The sequence below is a fragment of the Streptosporangium sp. NPDC006013 genome, assembly GCF_040614275.1.
GTDB lineage: Bacteria > Actinomycetota > Actinomycetes > Streptosporangiales > Streptosporangiaceae > Streptosporangium.
Window position 1 is genome coordinate 23,913 of sequence record NZ_JBEXUE010000029.1, and the last position, 15,152, is coordinate 39,064.

At 67.0% G+C, this 15,152-nt stretch carries 17 protein-coding genes, 1 tRNA gene and 1 pseudogene; 11 read left to right on the forward strand and 8 right to left on the reverse strand.

Annotated elements, in window-relative coordinates; all coding sequences use genetic code 11:
- Positions 1-141: 141 nt before the first annotated feature.
- Positions 142-438, reverse strand: a complete 297-nt coding sequence (locus ABZ260_RS07250; RefSeq protein WP_355613891.1) for a hypothetical protein — start codon at positions 436-438, stop codon at positions 142-144.
- A gap of 106 nt (positions 439-544) precedes the next feature.
- Here ABZ260_RS07250 and ABZ260_RS07255 point away from each other — a divergent pair, with 106 nt between their 5' ends.
- Positions 545-823, forward strand: coding sequence for a hypothetical protein (locus tag ABZ260_RS07255; RefSeq protein WP_355613893.1), 279 nt, complete (start codon positions 545-547; stop codon positions 821-823).
- Complete coding sequence (locus ABZ260_RS07260; RefSeq protein WP_355613895.1) at positions 820-1,335, forward strand: DUF6879 family protein; 516 nt, start codon at positions 820-822, stop codon at positions 1,333-1,335. The genes ABZ260_RS07255 and ABZ260_RS07260 overlap by 4 nt, the downstream gene beginning before the upstream one ends.
- Before the next feature lie 152 nt (positions 1,336-1,487).
- Here the strand turns inward: ABZ260_RS07260 and ABZ260_RS07265 are convergent, their stop codons facing one another.
- Positions 1,488-2,393 (reverse strand): alpha/beta hydrolase, encoded by a 906-nt coding sequence (locus ABZ260_RS07265; RefSeq protein WP_355613897.1) that lies wholly within the window; start codon positions 2,391-2,393, stop codon positions 1,488-1,490.
- A 113-nt stretch (positions 2,394-2,506) separates the two neighbouring features.
- On the opposite strand from ABZ260_RS07265, the gene ABZ260_RS07270 reads away from it, so the two are divergent.
- Positions 2,507-3,196: a winged helix-turn-helix transcriptional regulator gene (locus ABZ260_RS07270; protein WP_355613899.1), complete on the forward strand. Its 690-nt coding sequence runs from the start codon at positions 2,507-2,509 to the stop codon at positions 3,194-3,196.
- A 142-nt stretch (positions 3,197-3,338) separates the two neighbouring features.
- Here the strand turns inward: ABZ260_RS07270 and ABZ260_RS07275 are convergent, their stop codons facing one another.
- The 4 genes from ABZ260_RS07275 to ABZ260_RS07290 form a co-directional block, all read right to left on the reverse strand.
- The gene (locus ABZ260_RS07275) at positions 3,339-4,580 is read right to left on the reverse strand and encodes a hypothetical protein (RefSeq protein WP_355613900.1); all 1,242 of its coding nucleotides are present in this window, start codon (positions 4,578-4,580) and stop codon (positions 3,339-3,341) included.
- 309 nt (positions 4,581-4,889) lie between these two features.
- Positions 4,890-5,303 carry a hypothetical protein gene (locus ABZ260_RS07280; protein WP_355613902.1) on the reverse strand — a complete coding sequence of 138 codons (414 nt, stop codon included), beginning with the start codon at positions 5,301-5,303 and terminating at the stop codon, positions 4,890-4,892.
- 188 nt (positions 5,304-5,491) lie between these two features.
- The gene (locus tag ABZ260_RS07285; protein ID WP_355613904.1) at positions 5,492-5,779 is read right to left on the reverse strand and encodes a hypothetical protein; all 288 of its coding nucleotides are present in this window, start codon (positions 5,777-5,779) and stop codon (positions 5,492-5,494) included.
- Between the two features lie 176 nt (positions 5,780-5,955).
- Positions 5,956-6,441, reverse strand: a complete 486-nt coding sequence (locus ABZ260_RS07290) for an ATP-binding protein (protein ID WP_355613906.1) — start codon at positions 6,439-6,441, stop codon at positions 5,956-5,958.
- A 338-nt stretch (positions 6,442-6,779) separates the two neighbouring features.
- On the opposite strand from ABZ260_RS07290, the gene ABZ260_RS07295 reads away from it, so the two are divergent.
- Together ABZ260_RS07295 and ABZ260_RS07300 are read left to right on the forward strand one after the other, a co-directional pair.
- Positions 6,780-7,637, forward strand: coding sequence for a helix-turn-helix transcriptional regulator (locus tag ABZ260_RS07295; RefSeq protein ID WP_355613908.1), 858 nt, complete (start codon positions 6,780-6,782; stop codon positions 7,635-7,637).
- Positions 7,634-7,891: a DUF397 domain-containing protein gene (locus ABZ260_RS07300; RefSeq protein WP_355613909.1), complete on the forward strand. Its 258-nt coding sequence runs from the start codon at positions 7,634-7,636 to the stop codon at positions 7,889-7,891. The genes ABZ260_RS07295 and ABZ260_RS07300 overlap by 4 nt, the downstream gene beginning before the upstream one ends.
- A 177-nt stretch (positions 7,892-8,068) precedes the next feature.
- Here the strand turns inward: ABZ260_RS07300 and ABZ260_RS07305 are convergent, their stop codons facing one another.
- Positions 8,069-9,079, reverse strand: coding sequence for a hypothetical protein (locus ABZ260_RS07305; protein WP_355613911.1), 1,011 nt, complete (start codon positions 9,077-9,079; stop codon positions 8,069-8,071).
- A gap of 151 nt (positions 9,080-9,230) precedes the next feature.
- Between ABZ260_RS07305 and ABZ260_RS07310 the strand changes: the two genes are divergently transcribed.
- The 4 genes from ABZ260_RS07310 to ABZ260_RS07325 all read left to right on the forward strand — a co-directional run bounded on the left by ABZ260_RS07310 (position 9,231) and on the right by ABZ260_RS07325 (position 12,156).
- A complete protein-coding gene (locus ABZ260_RS07310) occupies positions 9,231-9,521 on the forward strand; it encodes a nucleoside triphosphate pyrophosphohydrolase (protein WP_355613912.1) in 291 nt (96 codons plus the stop codon).
- 137 nt (positions 9,522-9,658) lie between these two features.
- Positions 9,659-9,734: transfer RNA gene (locus ABZ260_RS07315), tRNA-Val, on the forward strand.
- A 16-nt stretch (positions 9,735-9,750) separates the two neighbouring features.
- A complete protein-coding gene (locus tag ABZ260_RS07320; protein WP_355613914.1) occupies positions 9,751-11,298 on the forward strand; it encodes an SDR family NAD(P)-dependent oxidoreductase in 1,548 nt (515 codons plus the stop codon).
- 105 nt (positions 11,299-11,403) lie between these two features.
- Complete coding sequence (locus ABZ260_RS07325; RefSeq protein WP_355613916.1) at positions 11,404-12,156, forward strand: helix-turn-helix domain-containing protein; 753 nt, start codon at positions 11,404-11,406, stop codon at positions 12,154-12,156.
- Between the two features lie 13 nt (positions 12,157-12,169).
- Here the strand turns inward: ABZ260_RS07325 and ABZ260_RS07330 are convergent.
- Positions 12,170-13,221 (reverse strand): annotated as a pseudogene (locus tag ABZ260_RS07330) (Tn3 family transposase); the annotation flags it as partial.
- A gap of 508 nt (positions 13,222-13,729) precedes the next feature.
- Between ABZ260_RS07330 and ABZ260_RS07335 the strand changes: the two are divergent.
- Positions 13,730-14,044: a hypothetical protein gene (locus ABZ260_RS07335; protein ID WP_355613918.1), complete on the forward strand. Its 315-nt coding sequence runs from the start codon at positions 13,730-13,732 to the stop codon at positions 14,042-14,044.
- 398 nt (positions 14,045-14,442) lie between these two features.
- Positions 14,443-15,152 (forward strand): hypothetical protein (locus tag ABZ260_RS07340; RefSeq protein ID WP_355613920.1); only part of this gene is annotated, 710 nt, incomplete at its 3' end.

Genomic DNA, 15,152 nt, shown 5'->3' on the forward strand with positions numbered 1-15,152 from the left:
CCAGGGCGGTGCCGCGCACTGGCCGCCATCGCCGGTGGCTCGCCGGAGACGCCGAGATGTTGGGCCACCCGCGCGATCGCCGTCGGCCATGAGCGGCGAGATCGCGCTTTCGAGGGGTCCCGGACTGGTGGGCTCGCCTATTCAACTGTCGTCAGTTCGGCGGGCCGGCCTGAGCAGTGCTGACTGTGTGTGGGCACCTGGGGCGTAGCGGTTGTAGGTGGTTCCGGTCTCGGCGGCGAGCTTGGCCGTGGTGACGGGGTGGAAGCCGAGGGCGTCGGCGACGATCGGGGCGGGGCTGTCTTGGATGTGCCGGCGGATGGCGGCTCCGCGGGCGGGGAGGGCCGGGATGCCGAGCCGGCGGATCTGTTTGGCGAGCGACTCGGGTCTGGCCCTCCGGCCGGGGAAGAGCCACGTCGAGGGCCCCGACGAGCCTGGCAACCTGCTGTGTCTCTGCCCCCAACGACCACGTCCTGTTCGACCGAGGCGCGATCACCGTCCAAGCCGACCTCATATCGGCTGACAAGCCGGTCCACGAAGGTTGAAGATGTTGCGCGAGGGAGCCGCGATCGCCTCGGAAGTCCGCAACATTCCGCACCACGAGAGTGGGGAGCCGAACATGCGTCTAACGTTCGTAGGTAAAGATCCCGACAGTAACCCGACCGGATCACCGACCGTCTACCGAACCGACCGTGGTAGCTGGGTGGTCCAGGGCTGGATCGTCACCGACCCGGAAGCCCTCGCCCAGATGGATATCCCCGTGGGGGAGGTCGCCTGTGAGATCCCTGACCGAATGCTTCGGTTCTTCACGCCGGCAGGCCCATGAACATCTCTGACGACGCGTTCGAGGAGCTGTTGGCCGGCTTCGAGCACAGCGCCGTTCACCTGGAGATGCGGGATGCCTACGGCACCGCAGTGGAACTGCCCTACATGGCCAGGTGGGCGGCCGGAGAACCGGATGACCTGGAGTGGCTGCAGGGCTGGTGTTCCACACTGCGCGAACACGTGAAGAGCGGCAAGACGATACGAAGAGCGCGTATCGTGTCGGAGCCACTGAGCGACTATCAGCGCTGGTCGTACAGCATCGCTCATCCGATGGTGGAAGCCGGCGAGGACATCCGCTGGATTCCTCGCCGGCTGGTCTCGTCGATCCCCCTGCCGGGCAACGACTTCTACCTGTTCGACGATCGCCTGGCGGTATTCCTCCACTACGCCGGGAACGGCCTGGGAAGAGCGAAGGTGACCTCTACCGATCCAGGCGACATAGCGCTGTGCAAGAGCGCTTTCGAGACCGTCTGGAAGTTCGCGATCCCGCACAGTGAGTACACGCCGACTTAGCCCCGCCCAGTGTCAATGGCCAAAGGCGTGTGGTTCTGGTGCTTGTTGTGTGGAGTCGTAACGGAGCGTCGACTGGGTGAGATGGCGCGGTCGCGAGGGGGGGCGGTTCGGCCGGACGAGTGGCCTGGATCAGGCATCGCAACCGCGGCCGGTCACCGCACGCGGGGTCCGGTGTGTCCGACGATCGCCAGGATGACCGTGTCCCACACCTGGTACGGCGGCATCTGGTGGCCCACACCGGGCAGCGGGACCAGCGATGTATCGGGGATCTCGCGGGCCAGGGCCTCGGCGTGGCCGTAGGGGAAGAGCGGGTCCTCAGTGCCGTGCAGGACCAGGGTCGGTGCGGTGATCTCGCCGAGGCGGGGGCGGATCGGCTCGCCGCCCTCGATCATCCAGTGGTTCGACGCGGCGGCCGGGACCGGGCTGCGGTCAAACGCGCGCCCGGCGGTGCGGCGTACACGGTCCTCGTCGACCGGGATCGTGCCGGAGAAGGCGTGCTCGGCGGCGAGGAAGTACGCGATGACCGCGTCGCGGTCGGACCAGTCGGGGTCGGAGGCCGGCTCCTCGAACATCTTGGCCAACGCCTCGCTCATCGGCGGCAGGTCGGGATTGTCCGGACCACCGGGTCCGCCGGGGCTGGTGGACATCAAGGTGAGCGACAGGACCCGTTCCGGGTACTCGATGCCGAGCAGCTGTGCGAGGCCCCCGCCCATCGAGATGCCCACGATGTGCGCTGCGGCCAGGTTGTACGCGTCGAGCACACCGACCGCGTCGGCGAGCAGGTCGTCTTGTGTGTACGTCGGCGCGCCGACCGGGAACGTCGTGGAGCGGCCGGTGTCGCGGGTGTCGTAGCGGATCACGTACCGGCCGGACGCGGCGAGCCGGGCGGTGAAGTCGTCGTCCCACCAGTCCATCGACGACTCCGCACCCGAGATGAGCAGGATCGCGGGGGCGGCCGGGTCGCCGAAGGCCTGTACGGCCAGGTCGACATCGTTGACGTGCACTGTCTTTTGCGGTGTGGCCTGGGACGGGCTCGCGGCCTGCCGGCTGTCGTGCATGGTGTGCCTCCTGGGTCGGGGCCGAGTGTGCCTCGTCGTGACTCTAATTCGATAATCGAAGTAGATGCTACTGTTTACATAGTTAAAGTTGACCGACTACGGACGAGGTGGCGATGGCAAACGTGAAGACCCCCGAGAAGGCCGGCGAGAAGTCCGGGAAGCGGACGTACGGACAGGCGTGCCCCATCGCCCACGCGCTCGACATGATCGGCGAGCGCTGGGCACTGCTGGTGGTGCGCGAACTGCGCCTCGGGCCACGCCGCTACGCTGATCTGCAGGCCGCCCTGCCCGGACTCGGCCCCAGCGTGCTCGCACAGCGGCTGCGTGATCTCGAGGCAGTCGGCGTACTGCGCAGGCGTACGCTGCCACCGCCTGCGGCCAGCAGGACGTACGAACTCACCGAATGGGGCACCGAGTTGGAGCCGGTGTTCGCGGCGCTTCGGACCTGGGGCATGCGCTCACCGGTCGTGCCGCTGACCGGAGGGATCAGCGCCGACACCGTACTGCTCGGCTTGCGGGCCTTCTTCGTGCCGCAGTTGGACGTGCCGTGGACCGCGACGTATCGGATCGCCCTGGAACGCGACGTCTACCGCGTCGAGATTGTCGACGGCGAACTGGCCACCGTCGCGCGCGACCAGGGTCCTGCCCCCGCGGACGTATACCTCGAGAGCGACCACCTCACGCTGCAGTCCGTACTGAGCCACGAACGCTCACTGGCCTCGGCAATCGATGACGGCGCGCTCACGGTGACCGGCGACCTCAAGGCAGTCAGGCGACTGATCGGCGCAGTCCCACCACGCTGACAGCGATCAGTGCACCCCAGGCCAGAGAAGGCGAACTCGGAGTCGCGGACATGGACGGTGCCGGCGCAGCGAGAAACCCCCGGGTGACCGTCAGCCGTATCGTGTGGTGCTTGCGCTCCAAGGCCTGACGGCCGCCGCTCATTCAGCCTTCCTCGTCGTCTCCGCGCCGACGGAGCGCTCGCTCGGCAATTCCGCTGGAAAGCTTGTCCGTCACCGATCTGGCCCGCTCGAAGGTCTCGTTACCGACGCGCCTGGCGGTATCGACGCCCGCTGTTCCTGTCTCGAGCACCTTGTCCCTCACCTCCGCGGCCGCGTCCACCCATCGTCTCGCCTCCAATGACTGTCGACCGCGCTCGATCCCGAGCCGCCCTTGAAAGTCAACGACGGCGGTCGCGACATGGTTGCTCGAACGCACCACGGTCCGGGACGCGGTCGGGTGCAGCAGCACTTTGGTGTTGGCCGTGCCGGCGGCCGCATCCATGCGGGCCATCAGATGGTCGGTGCTCCGTGAGATGAGCTCCAGCCGGTTCTGCCGGGCAGCTCTCAGTCCGAGGCGATGCCGGTCAAGCTCCTCCGGAGACGCGTCCAGCACGCGGTCGAGTTCCAGCACCGCGATCGCATCCTGCAGCTGGGTACAACGAGCCAGAACGGCGAGCCACTCCTGAACCTTGGACTCGGCTTCCTTGGACGCCTTGGCGAGATCACCGATCTTGGCCTTGTGCTCCACCTTCTCCGCGAGTGCGTCGAGTTGACGCAACGCGTACGCCTGGGTCCGCGCGATGGTCATCGACGTGGCCTGGGCCTTTGACCAGGTGACCTCGGAGACCCGGCCCACATGCTCTCGGACGGTCATGGCCTCCTCGATGACGAAGTCCACTCCGACCATGTCCGCCAACACGGCGTCCTTCTGGGCGCGGAGCACGTCGTCGACTTTCTCATCGATCGTGGCGAGATAGTCGGTGATCTCGTCCATGGCCTGTTGCATCGCAAGCTGCGCCATGATCCCCGCGGCACCGGCTAGAAGGGCCGGGTTGGTCAGAAGCGATCCAGGCCCCTTCGCGAATTCGACGAATCCCCTGATCTGACCATGGTTCCCCTTCAGCACACCCGAGCTGAGACCCGTCTTCGAGCTCGTCCTCAGCCCGTACTTGTCGACAAACTGTGCTGACTCCCGAGTCAGCTTTACCCAGCGACCTGAGTTGGCGGCAATCTCGGAACCTACCTGTGCGACTCCAGCCGCAGCCCTGAGGACAGGCGCGAGCCGTTGCAGCCCTAGGTCCTTCGAGGACAGTCCCTCAGAGACGAGGAAGCGTTCGACAGCCGTCGGACTCCCGATGACAGCCAGGCCATCGCCGTCACTGATCAGCTGAATCTCGCTGTCCATCGTTGGCTCCTGAAGCGTGGGCAGGGAGAGCCCTGCGATGGATGGGGACTCTTCATGGTGGAGGTGGCGGTTCGCGGGCAGGCATGTCGGAGTCTTCCAGGATGGAGGTTCCCAGGCTCGCCATCCGGAAAATCTCGGCTACCCCCGGATCGTGAAGAGCCACATCCGGGGGAGAAGGGCTGGCTTTTTTGACTCGGTCGCCGTTGGCCGTACGGGTCACGAGCGCCGGTTGGAGGAAGCCGCACGGAGCAGCGAGGGCATTACCGGGGAGGCCTCTTCGAGCGTACGTTTTGAAGATCGATGGCCGGCTTAATGCTTTGGGGAGAGTTCGGGAGTGCCGCCGTCAGGAGGCAGGGGCGCGCCGAAGCGCCGGTAGCATTCCAGCCGCGCACGAGCGGCGTGCCGCTCAAGATCTTGAGCGTTGCCTACCGGTGGCTCTCCAGCAAGCTCAAGAACCCTTTCGTAGCCCTTGCCCACCATGCGGCTATCAGTGCGGATCACCAGAGCGGTGAGCTGCGGATCGCCGCGACGATGAGCTTCATAGGCCACCTTGTCCAGGACACCTCCAATCCAGTTGGGGAGAATAATATTGGTGCAGATGCCTGTGCTCGCCCGAATCTTCTCGGCGAGCTCCTTGTAGGTGATGACCGCTTGATATGCGCCTGCCAGACCAACGAGTAAGGGATAGGCCTCACCAGCCAAGATCTCCAGGGCCTCCGCCATCGGCACGGGAGTACCGTCAGATTCGCGCCAATAGCCACGTCGCGACATGATCAGCCTCCCGAAGTCCACGGTGCATCCAGTCGTCCAATATCACTTTTCCGCATTTCATGCATATATGCCATGAGCTTGCTTGGGTTGTATTGGTGCCGGTCACTTGGCGGAGGTCATCGGGACTTTCCGTGCGAGGGTTAAGCGTTGCCGCTTCGTGGTGAGCGTTGGACGTCGAGGTCGTTCATCTGGGTCAGCAGGTCCTGGACGTTTCTGGCTTCGATGGGGCCGAGGGCGTTGGGGAGCCAGGTGGGGAAGGCCCAGTAGCGGCGGGCCCAGCGGCGCCAGAGGATGACCCAGCCGGGGTGGCGGGCTTCCAGGTCGCGGGCCAGGTCGGTGGCGTTGTCCGTGCTTGCCGGATGGGGGCCGGTGGGTACGGGGTCTGCTCCGCGACGACGGCGGCCTTTGGGGTTTGCTGGTGTGACCATGGGGACCGTCGCTTTCCGTCGTAGCGGGAATGGGGAGGCCGACGTCCCGGACGGGGGGATCAGGTCCGTGGACGCCGGCCTCTGTACGGTCCACGCCTGGTACGGGGGAGTCGGCGTGGACCGGCTCCGGGGTCAGCGGGATCGGGGGGATCCTGTCTGCCCGGAGGCTGGGGGGATTAAGGCTGGGTGGGGAGGTCGAACCAGACGCCGGTGCCGAGTTGGCCGGTGCCGCACAGCCGGGTCCACTGGGTGCCGCAGCGCCCGTGGGTGAGTTCGGCGACGATACGCAGGCCCCGGCCGCCGAGTTCGAGGTCGTCGAGGCGCTCGGGCAGAGGAAGTGGGCGGTGCAGGAGGTGTTCGATGAGGGTGGTTCCGGCTCCGGCGTCGACGACCTCGGCTCTGACCGGCAGGCCGCGGTCGTGCAGGAGGCGTAGTTCGTAGGGGCCGGGGGCATAGCGGGTGGCGTTGGTGACCAGTTCGGAGACCACGATCTCCAACTCGTCGAGCACGTCGGCGACCATGGGTAGCTTGGCCAGCCGGTCGCGGAACAGCTCCCGGGCCCGCCGGGCCGCACTGCCGGAAGGTAGGCACCAGGCGGTCATCCGGAAGCGGTTGTGGGGTCTGCCGTACTCGCCGGGGTCCGGAACGTGCTCGATGAGCATCGTTGCTCCTAACGGGTGGGACTGGGGGCAGCCCTGCGATCGGGTCGGCAGATGCTCGGCGGGCTCGCTTGGGTTTCGCCCCGGTGGGAAAGCCTGAGATCAACGGTGCTTTCAGGACCGGCGGCGCACAGGGGACGTCTCCACGAAGGCGTACAGACAAAGCCAGCGGTCATGCCTTTCTGTGACCGTGCGAACACTCATCGCTGCCACGCCTCGATGATGCAGTGCAGGCCACCCCTCAGGCAAGCCATTCCTGGAAGAAAGTCTTTCCTCTAGGGAGGATGGCGTTTCCTCAAGCTGTCCCGAGCACTACGCTCCCCACGAGGAAGGAGGTGGCCATGCCCGTCGAACCCACCCCGCGACGTCGGCGCCTGGGCGCGGAACTCAGACGCATCCGCGAAGCCCTCGGCTGGACCCAGGAGGAAGCGGCAGGCCACCTCGGATACCAGTCCCTCTCGACGGTCAGCAAGATCGAGAACGGACTGCAGGGACTCAAGATCCAGCAGCTTCCCCACTTCTTCGAGGTCTTCGGCATCACCGACCCCGCCCTGCGGGAAGAACTCCGCGACCTCGTACGCCGGGCCGGCGAAGCCGACTGGTGGCAGCGCTACGAAGGCGTGGTCGACGACCCGCTCGGCGACTACCTCTCCCAGGTGGAGAGCGCCAGCGGCCTGTTCGTCTTCAACCCCCTCGCCATTCACGGACTGCTCCAGACCCCGGACTACGCCCGCGCGGTCACCGAGGGCAGCAGAGTCTGGAAGACGCCAGAAGACATAGACCACTTCGTGGCGCTACGGCTGGAGCATCAGCGCACCATGCTGGAGCGCCAACCCCCACTGAAGATCTGGGCGGTGCTCCCTGAGGGACTGTTGCGCCAGGCTGTCGGCGGACGGGCCTGCATGCGCGCTCAGATCGAGCACCTGATCCACCTCGCCCGCACCAACCCCGCCGTCACGATCCAGGTCCTGCCGTTCTCCGCCGGAGCGCACGCTGGAATGGACGGCCCCTTCATGCTCATGTCCTTTCCCACCGGTCGGGACCTCGTGTGCATCGAGTCCCTGCGTGCCTCCCTGCACCTGAACGAGCCCGAGACCGTCGAGCTCTACCGCACCACCAGCGACCTGCTGAAGTCCGACGCCCTGTCACCGAAGGCATCGCTACCGCTGCTCACCACGATCGCCAAGGACCCCTCATGAACAAGAGCACCCTCGACCCCGACTGGATCGAAACCCAGCTCCATGACGCCCGCTGGCACACCAGCAGTCTCAGCAGCGGCGGAACCAACTGCGTCCAGATCGCCTTCCTGGACCAGGGCATCGTGGCCCTGCGCGACTCCAAGAACCCAGAGAAGGCTCCACACCTGTTCACCGACGCCGAGTACGACGCCTTCACCGGTGGCATCGAACGCGGGGAACTCCGACGCCCTGGGCCTGCGAGCTCATCTGGATGAGATGAGGTGGTGGTAGCCGCTGACCGGGTTGTGTGAACCAACCGTGATTGCATGCCCTCAGAGGCGTGGCCTTGGTGCTCTCAGAGGTGAAGGAAGATCCGGGACGATCGGCGGGCGACACGGCCATTCGGCTTTCGGCGGGAGCCGACTCCAGCACTCGCGTGTTGGCGGCGCGACTCAAAGTAGATCATGTACATGCTGGATGAATCTGAGCCACTCGCCTGGCCGGGTGCTGCTGTGCTTGTTGTGCTTCAGAGTCAGTTCCAGGGTCTTCTTGAGGGGGACCGGGGATTGCATGATGGCTTCGTTTCGCTGTGCCAGCCTGGTCATTTCCTCTCGCGTGGGTGGCCGGTTGCTCTTTTGGCCGTTGCAGTGCGCGTGGGTGGGGGCCAGGTTCCAGATTGCGTCCAGGTCCGGCGCCGTGCCCTGGTCTCCGGGGCGGAGAAGCCTCATGAACGAGTAGGGGAACACGTGGTCGACGGCGATGTCGTCCTCTGGAGTGATGGGCTCCGCGCAGATCAGGCAGAGGCCGCGCTGGAAGCCGATGACCGAGTCCGTGACGCCGGCGACCGATCGGCGGCGCTGTCGGTCGGTGATCTGCAGGGTGCTCATGTCCACGACGACACCCTCACGGATCAGGCTCTGGCCGATCCCGATGGCGAAGGACGTCTCCACGATGCTCCAGCGGGCTGACAGCTCGCCCCGTAGGGTCGGGGCCTGCTCCGACTGGGCGATGTCGCGGAGTTCCTTGCTCAACCGGACGACCTGTTCGTGGGAGCGGCCTGTCACCTCGTAGAAGCGATGCGGCACCTCCGCTCCTTCGCCGCGCAGGTTGTGGAACTTCCGCATCACCATCCTGGGCATGGACTGGATGGCCGCCGCCAGTAGTTCCTCGGTGGGGCTTCCGAGCCTGAGCGACTCCGCGGCCTCTCGCTCGGCCACCGAGAGGAAATCCTTCTCTCCCCGTTCGCCCTTCTGGGATACCTGAGGTGCCTGGCCGAGATGCCGTACCAGCTCCATCGCGTACGGCACCGCCAGATCCCGGAGCAGGATCTCCGACCGGCCTTCGGCGGCGGCGTCCAGGAGTGCGGAGCCGAGGGCGAACTTGTAGGTGCGGGTGTTCGCCCCTACCAGTACGGCCATGCGCCATGAGGAGCGTGGGATCTGTTCCCAGTGAGAGAAATCCATCCGCCGCCACCCTTGGTATGTATTTGCCGAAATACAGGCCATTTTCACCGCTCGTACAGGGGAGCGCGCACGACGGAGGAGACCGGTAGTCTCTGGGTTTTCCGAAGGAAGTCGTACGTGCGCGAAGGGGTGCTCTGAGGTGGGGAAACTCGTGCGGGACAGGATTCCGGAGATCATTCGGGAGGACGGCAGGGAGCCGGTGGTGACCGTGCTCGGGGAGGCGGACTACCGCGCGGCGCTGCTGGAGAAGCTGTTCGAGGAGTCGACGGAGCTGCGCGAGGCCGCGGTGACCGAGGTGGCGGAGGAGATCGCCGACGTGCTCGAAGTGCTGCGGGCCATCGCGAAGGTCCACGGGCACGAGTGGGCGGACATCGTGAAGGTCGCCGAGGTCAAACGAGCCGAGCGGGGGGCGTTCCTCGGACGCTTCTACCTCGAAGGATGACGGTAATCGGGGAAATTTGTGGCCCTTCCTCCCGTCCCTGACGCGGCCCTTCGGAGTCCGGCGAATGATCAAAAATGGGTTGATCTTCTCGGTAGGGTGAACGCAGGTGCCGGTTCGAAACCGAGCCGTTCTGCGTGGGGGCTGTAGTGCAGTTGGCCGTCGCGCTTTCTTTCACAGGGGAAGAGGACGCTGGTTCGAATCCAGTCGGCCCCACCCCCGGGAGGATGACGTGGACTCCGAGACCGTCTGGACGGTCCTGCGAGCGCTTGGCGAGGCCAGGCGGCTCCCGCTGGACGATCCGGACCGCAGGTGGATCGCGCACGCGGCGCTCGCACTGGTCCGTGACGGGCAGCAGCGCCGCAGGCAGGAGCGTGATCATGCCGCGAAGGAGGCCGACGCCGCGGTGCTGGCGGCCACCGCGATGGGCAGTCCAGACCGGGTGATCGACGCTCCCATCTCGGAGAGAACGGGGGGAGAGCCGGCCGGAGAGCTGCGCAGGGCGCGACGCTGCTATGTCTGCAAGGAGCAGTTCACTCGGGTGGGCAGCCTGTATCACCTGCTCTGCCCCTCGTGCGCGGCCTTCAACGCGGCACGTCGTACGGCTCGTACCGACCTGTCGGGGCGGCGGGCGCTGGTCACCGGGGGGCGGACGAAGATAGGGCATCAGCTCGCGCTGAAGATGCTCCGTGACGGCGCCCACGTCACGGTGACCACCCGTTTTCCGGCCGACGCGGTCAGCAGGTTCGCGGCGGCCGGCGACTGGGGCGGGCGCCTGGAGGTCGTGGGGATCGATCTGTGCGACCCTCGCCAGGTCATCGCGCTCGGCGAACGGTTCCTGGCGGCCGGGGATCCGCTGGACATCCTGGTCAACAATGCCGCGCAGACCTTGCGCCGGCCGCCGTCGGCCTACGCCGCGCTGGTCGAGGGGGAGCGGGCCGGGCTTCCGCCGGGGGCGTCGACGGTGCCGGGGTTCACGCCGGGTCCTACGGTGCGACTCTCCGGTGACGGGAACCGGGGTCCGTCGGGTCTTCCGATGCCGCCTTCCGATGATGAGGGCTGGGGTCTGCCGGGTCTTTCGCTGCCGCCGCCAGGTGACGGGCTCCGGGATCTGTCGGGCCTTCCGGTGCCGTCAGGTGACGGGGCTTGGGATCTGCCAGGGCTTCCTGTATCCCCTTTCGGGGATGAGACCCGGGGTCTGCTGGTCTCGACTTCCGTGGATGAGGCCGAGCGACTGTCGGTCTCTCCTTCCGGAGATGTGAATCCGGGGCTGCCGGACGCGTCCGGTCTGCTGCCGGATATGTCGGCGGGTAACTCCTGGTCGGTGCGGATCGGTGAGGTGGACCCGGCCGAGCTGCTGGAGGTCCAGCTGGTCAACGCGGTCGCGCCGTTCCTGCTGATCGACCGGCTGCTGCCGTTGCTGCTCGCCGCGCCCTTCCCGCGCCGGTACATTGTGAACGTCTCGGCGGTGGAGGGACAGTTCGCGGTGCCGAACAAGACCGGCCGTCACCCGCACACCAACATGGCCAAGGCCGGGCTGAACATGCTGACCCGTACCAGCGCCGCCGATCTGGCACGGCAGGGTGTGTACATGTGCAGCGTGGACACCGGATGGATCACCGACGAGAACCCGGTGCCGATGCGGGAGTGGCTCGACCGCCGGACGCCGCTGGACGTCATCGACGGTGCCGCGCGGGTCTACGACCCGATCGTGCGCGGCGAGGCGGGCGACCCGGTGCACGGTGTCTTCCTCAAGGACTACGCGGAGGCACCGTGGTAGCGGACCTCATGACCGGGATCGTACGGACAGCGTGTCGCTGATCACGATGAGCCCTTTGACCGGGTAGGCGGCGAGCTGGTCCAGGACCGTCTCGCAGCGCCGTTAGTGGTAGGGCAGAACGTGCACCGGCTGCGCACGGCGGCCGGGATATCGCCGGCCGACCTGGCGTCCGTCAGCGGCATCAGCAAGACCACGCTGCACGGCATCGAACAGGGCCAGGGCAACCTGGCCCTGAGCACCCTCCGTGCCTTGGCCACCGCGCTGAAGGCGTCCCTCGGTGGGCTGCTGGAAACGCCCGCCTCGACGGTCGAGGTGGTACGCGTCGGTGACAGGCGGCCGCAGGTCGAGGGCGACGCGGTCAGCGCACGTCCTCTCCACCGCATCAGGCTGCGCGGCACCGTGGAGGTCTACGACATCGCCATCGCTCAGAGCACCCAGCACTCCGAGGCTCACCTGCCCGGTGTCGAGGAATGCCTCGTGCTCACCCATGGACGCGTCACCACCGGCCCTGCCGATTCCCCCGCCGATCTGGCCGAAGGCGCTCGCTCGCACCTGTACCTAGGTCGCGGCCCGATCGTCGTCATCACCGACAATCTGTCCAGCCATTCCAGCTGGAAGGTCCGTCAATGGCTGCTGCGTCACCCGCGGATCCGCCAGGTGTTCATCCCGGTCAAAGCGTGCTGGCCGAACCTGGCCGAGGGCTGGTGGCGGCTGCTGCGCAAGGCCGCGTTCGCCGGGCAGACCTTCACCGATGCCACCGCCACCACCCGACTCAACGCCCGCGCCCAGCCCTGGATCTGGGGGCGACCACCGCCCCAGCCCCGCACCCTCCGCCGCATGTTCGTCTACCGGCTATGAGGAACGCAGCATTAGGTGAGGGCCCGGCGTTGATCGTCTTGACCGGGACGACGAACCGCAGCCCGTCCACCGACGCAAGCAGCCCGCCGCCCCACGCCGCGACGATCGGCACCCGGCCCTGGTGCTCCACCAGGATCGCGTTGGCTGCAGCGTGCGTCTCGCCGCGCACGTAGTTCTGATCCACATGCGAGAGCCGACCTCGGGTCAGCGTCTCATCCCCAGCCTTGAGCACCGGCGTCAACCCGACGTTGCACGCCTCGCTGATCAGCAGCGCCACCAGCGATCTCGGCAGGTCGTTCATGCGGGTGGAGATGTCGGCCAGGTGCACGTACGCGTCCAGGAAACCGGTCCAGGCGTGCACCTCCAGCAGCAGTTCCGGCAGGTCGATGCGCGGCAGCATGGCCTGGCAGGCGGCCCGCAGCCACGCCAGGGACTCGCTCTCGCCGAGCGCGCCGAGTTTTTCGACCGACAGCCGGGCCCGCCCGCCGCCGGCCGGGGTCACCACCGAGACCAGCGCGTCCTCGCCCGCCTCCTCCAGCCGGGCGGCCATCTGCTTCCAGGCCGCATCCAGGGCCCAGACCTTGTCGTTCAGATGCTTCTGGACGGGCTCGGTGAGCGACAGGGAGGCCAGCACGTCCTCGGCGATCGCCTCCCACTGCGCCCCGGCCAGCAAATGCGCGCGCGGGTCGGCCCAGCGCAGCGACGGCGAGGCGAACACATCCCTGATCGTCAGGGCCCGCAGCAGGTGCTCCAGCACGCACACGACATACGCGTCACGATCCACCGCGCCCTTCGGCAGGTCCGGGTTGGCATACACCGTCCGCTTCCACGACGCGGTCACCAGCGCGGCGTCGATCTCTTTGGGCAACAGCGGCTTCTTGCTCACCTGCCGTCACGACAGTTCCGGCAACCGGCGCACTGCGGCCAGCACCCGGGCCCGCCCGGCGCCGCTGACAGCGCCTTGGACTCGCCCAGCAGCCGCAGGAACGGGCGCACGGTGTTGTACCGCTCGACCAGCGCGGCCCGTATCGCCGCCTCGGCCGCGCCATCCTCTTCGGGGACCAGTTTGCTACCTGGCCGAGGAGCTGCGCACCGGCGACGTGGCCGTGCTCCGCCTCGTAGCGCGACAAGGTGTCGGCGTCCTGGGCATCGGCCTCCAAGCGGCGCGACTTCATCCCGCTGCCCCCGGCGGTGGAGGAGGATGAGCCGGAGTCGGGCATCGGGTTTGCCTCGGGCAACTGGCGGCGCGCGGTGACCGACCGCAGACGGCCCGGCATGGTGGCGCGGCGGCACTTCGAGGCGATGATTATCCGAATGTTTGGTGGCTCGCCGAGTTGCCTGAAGACACACGTATCCAGCGCGACCACAGCGACGGAACTGGGGCGAGAACAAGATCTTTCTGGAGATCGAGGACTCGCTGTACGGGTTCCGGGAGGAGTATCCGGACCTTGATTTCGTCGACCCGGGGAAAGGCGCCACCCCCGTCGCCGGCGAGATCTGGTACCGCGAGTACAACGACGGCATCACGCTCTCCGACCCTGCCCCGGACGTCGAGTCGGCGTCTCTGCGGTCCATGCGGTGGGTGCGCGACAACGGCGGCATCTCGGTCCAGTTCCTGGCCGTCGACAACACGGTCGCCTTCTGGATGGACCGGATCGCGGATTTGGCCATCCTCATCCTCGGCGCGGCCCTCGGCATCCTCCTCACCCCGAGCGGGAGCCGCGATCCCGGCGCGGTACGGATCGATGAGCCTCAGGAGATCGACAGGCGATCGTACGCCTCGAAGGCGTGCCGGCCCGCCGTCGAGCTGCCCGCGCAGGAAGCCGTCGAAGAACTGGTCGGCGCGAACATCGGGAAATCCGAGAGGAACGTCCGGGACGCCGGATAATGATTACACCTTCGAAGAACCTGGCGGTCCACTTTTCAATAACAGGCCGATAAACGTTTGTGGCGCCGGTGAGCAGCCGACTACGGAACGCGCCGAAACGCATGCGGTGAGCCCGGTCGGGTGCGCGACGGCGAAGTGCGCGCCGCAATTCTGGTAATAAAGTCTTCCTGTGTGAATCGCGTCACACCATCGCGGCCGGTCGCCCGCGCGGAAAGCTAGTGAGCTTCTCAAACCCCTGAACCGGCTCAATTCCATGCCTCCTGCTCCATCGTGGGGCGCCTTGTCAAGATCTATTCCTGGTCGCACTGTCTGTGTATATCTGAGGCGTTATTTATGGGGAGCTTGCAGGGGTGCGCCCGGATGCCCTTGTGTTTTCTGTTTCCACGGGGAGTGTGGGCGTGACTGTGCGGCGTGCTCAGAAAAGTGCGAAAGTGCTGGGGCAGAGCGGGTTATGGCTCGGACGGGGCGCGCCGTCAAAGTGGGTCAGCCGCCTCGCGCTGGCCGCGACCGTGGCTCTCCTGCCGGGGATTCTCACCCTGGAGGCGCAGGCGGCCGTTGTCGCCCCCTCTCCAACGCGGCTGGACATTCCCGGCTCTCCCTCTTCCGGTAACGCCGGCAAGGCCCCCGTGCAGCGCGCCGGATCGGCGGAGAACCTGCCGCACCTCGTCGATCCGGGCGCCACTCAGCCGCGGAGCAAGAGCAAAGCCACTGACGACGTCAAGCGCCCCAAGGGCTCGCTGCCGGTGGAGAAACCGCGCGAGCTGCCGGACGAGCCGGCCATGGACGGGCTGAACAGCCCGCCGCCGCTGAAGTGGGAACCGACTCCCGCCGACACCCCGTCGCAGCCGGCGACGAACGACGGCCGCCCCTCCCGTGGAAGCGCCGAGGGCGCAGGCGTCGGCAAGGCATCCCCGACGGCGCTCGACGGACGTCAGGGGAGCGGGGCGAAGGCCGCCGAGACGGCTGTCCCCAGGGCGCGGACCGTGTCGGCCGTCGCCGCCGCCGCACTTCCCGTGGTGTCGGATCTGTCGGTGTCGGCGGGTCAGTTGTCGTCGGGGTTGTGGACGTTGTCGTCCACGACGCCGTATTTCGCGGCGTCGGGTGCTGA

Bases quoted from the DNA above. Each gene is read 5' to 3' on its own strand.
- ABZ260_RS07290 (WP_355613906.1), bottom strand. From the start codon at position 6,441: ATGCTCATCGAGCACGTTCCGGACCCCGGCGAGTACGGCAGACCCCAC.
- ABZ260_RS07265 (WP_355613897.1), bottom strand. From the start codon at position 2,393: ATGCACGACAGCCGGCAGGCCGCGAGCCCGTCCCAGGCCACACCGCAA.
- ABZ260_RS07280 (WP_355613902.1), bottom strand. From the start codon at position 5,303: ATGGCGGAGGCCCTGGAGATCTTGGCTGGTGAGGCCTATCCCTTACTC.
- ABZ260_RS07295 (WP_355613908.1), top strand. From the start codon at position 6,780: ATGCCCGTCGAACCCACCCCGCGACGTCGGCGCCTGGGCGCGGAACTC.
- ABZ260_RS07260 (WP_355613895.1), top strand. From the start codon at position 820: ATGAACATCTCTGACGACGCGTTCGAGGAGCTGTTGGCCGGCTTCGAG.
- ABZ260_RS07305 (WP_355613911.1), bottom strand. From the start codon at position 9,079: ATGGATTTCTCTCACTGGGAACAGATCCCACGCTCCTCATGGCGCATG.
- ABZ260_RS07335 (WP_355613918.1), top strand. From the start codon at position 13,730: ATGCGGTGGGTGCGCGACAACGGCGGCATCTCGGTCCAGTTCCTGGCC.
- ABZ260_RS07300 (WP_355613909.1), top strand. From the start codon at position 7,634: ATGAACAAGAGCACCCTCGACCCCGACTGGATCGAAACCCAGCTCCAT.
- ABZ260_RS07270 (WP_355613899.1), top strand. From the start codon at position 2,507: ATGGCAAACGTGAAGACCCCCGAGAAGGCCGGCGAGAAGTCCGGGAAG.
- ABZ260_RS07285 (WP_355613904.1), bottom strand. From the start codon at position 5,779: ATGGTCACACCAGCAAACCCCAAAGGCCGCCGTCGTCGCGGAGCAGAC.
- ABZ260_RS07275 (WP_355613900.1), bottom strand. From the start codon at position 4,580: ATGGACAGCGAGATTCAGCTGATCAGTGACGGCGATGGCCTGGCTGTC.
- ABZ260_RS07255 (WP_355613893.1), top strand. From the start codon at position 545: ATGTTGCGCGAGGGAGCCGCGATCGCCTCGGAAGTCCGCAACATTCCG.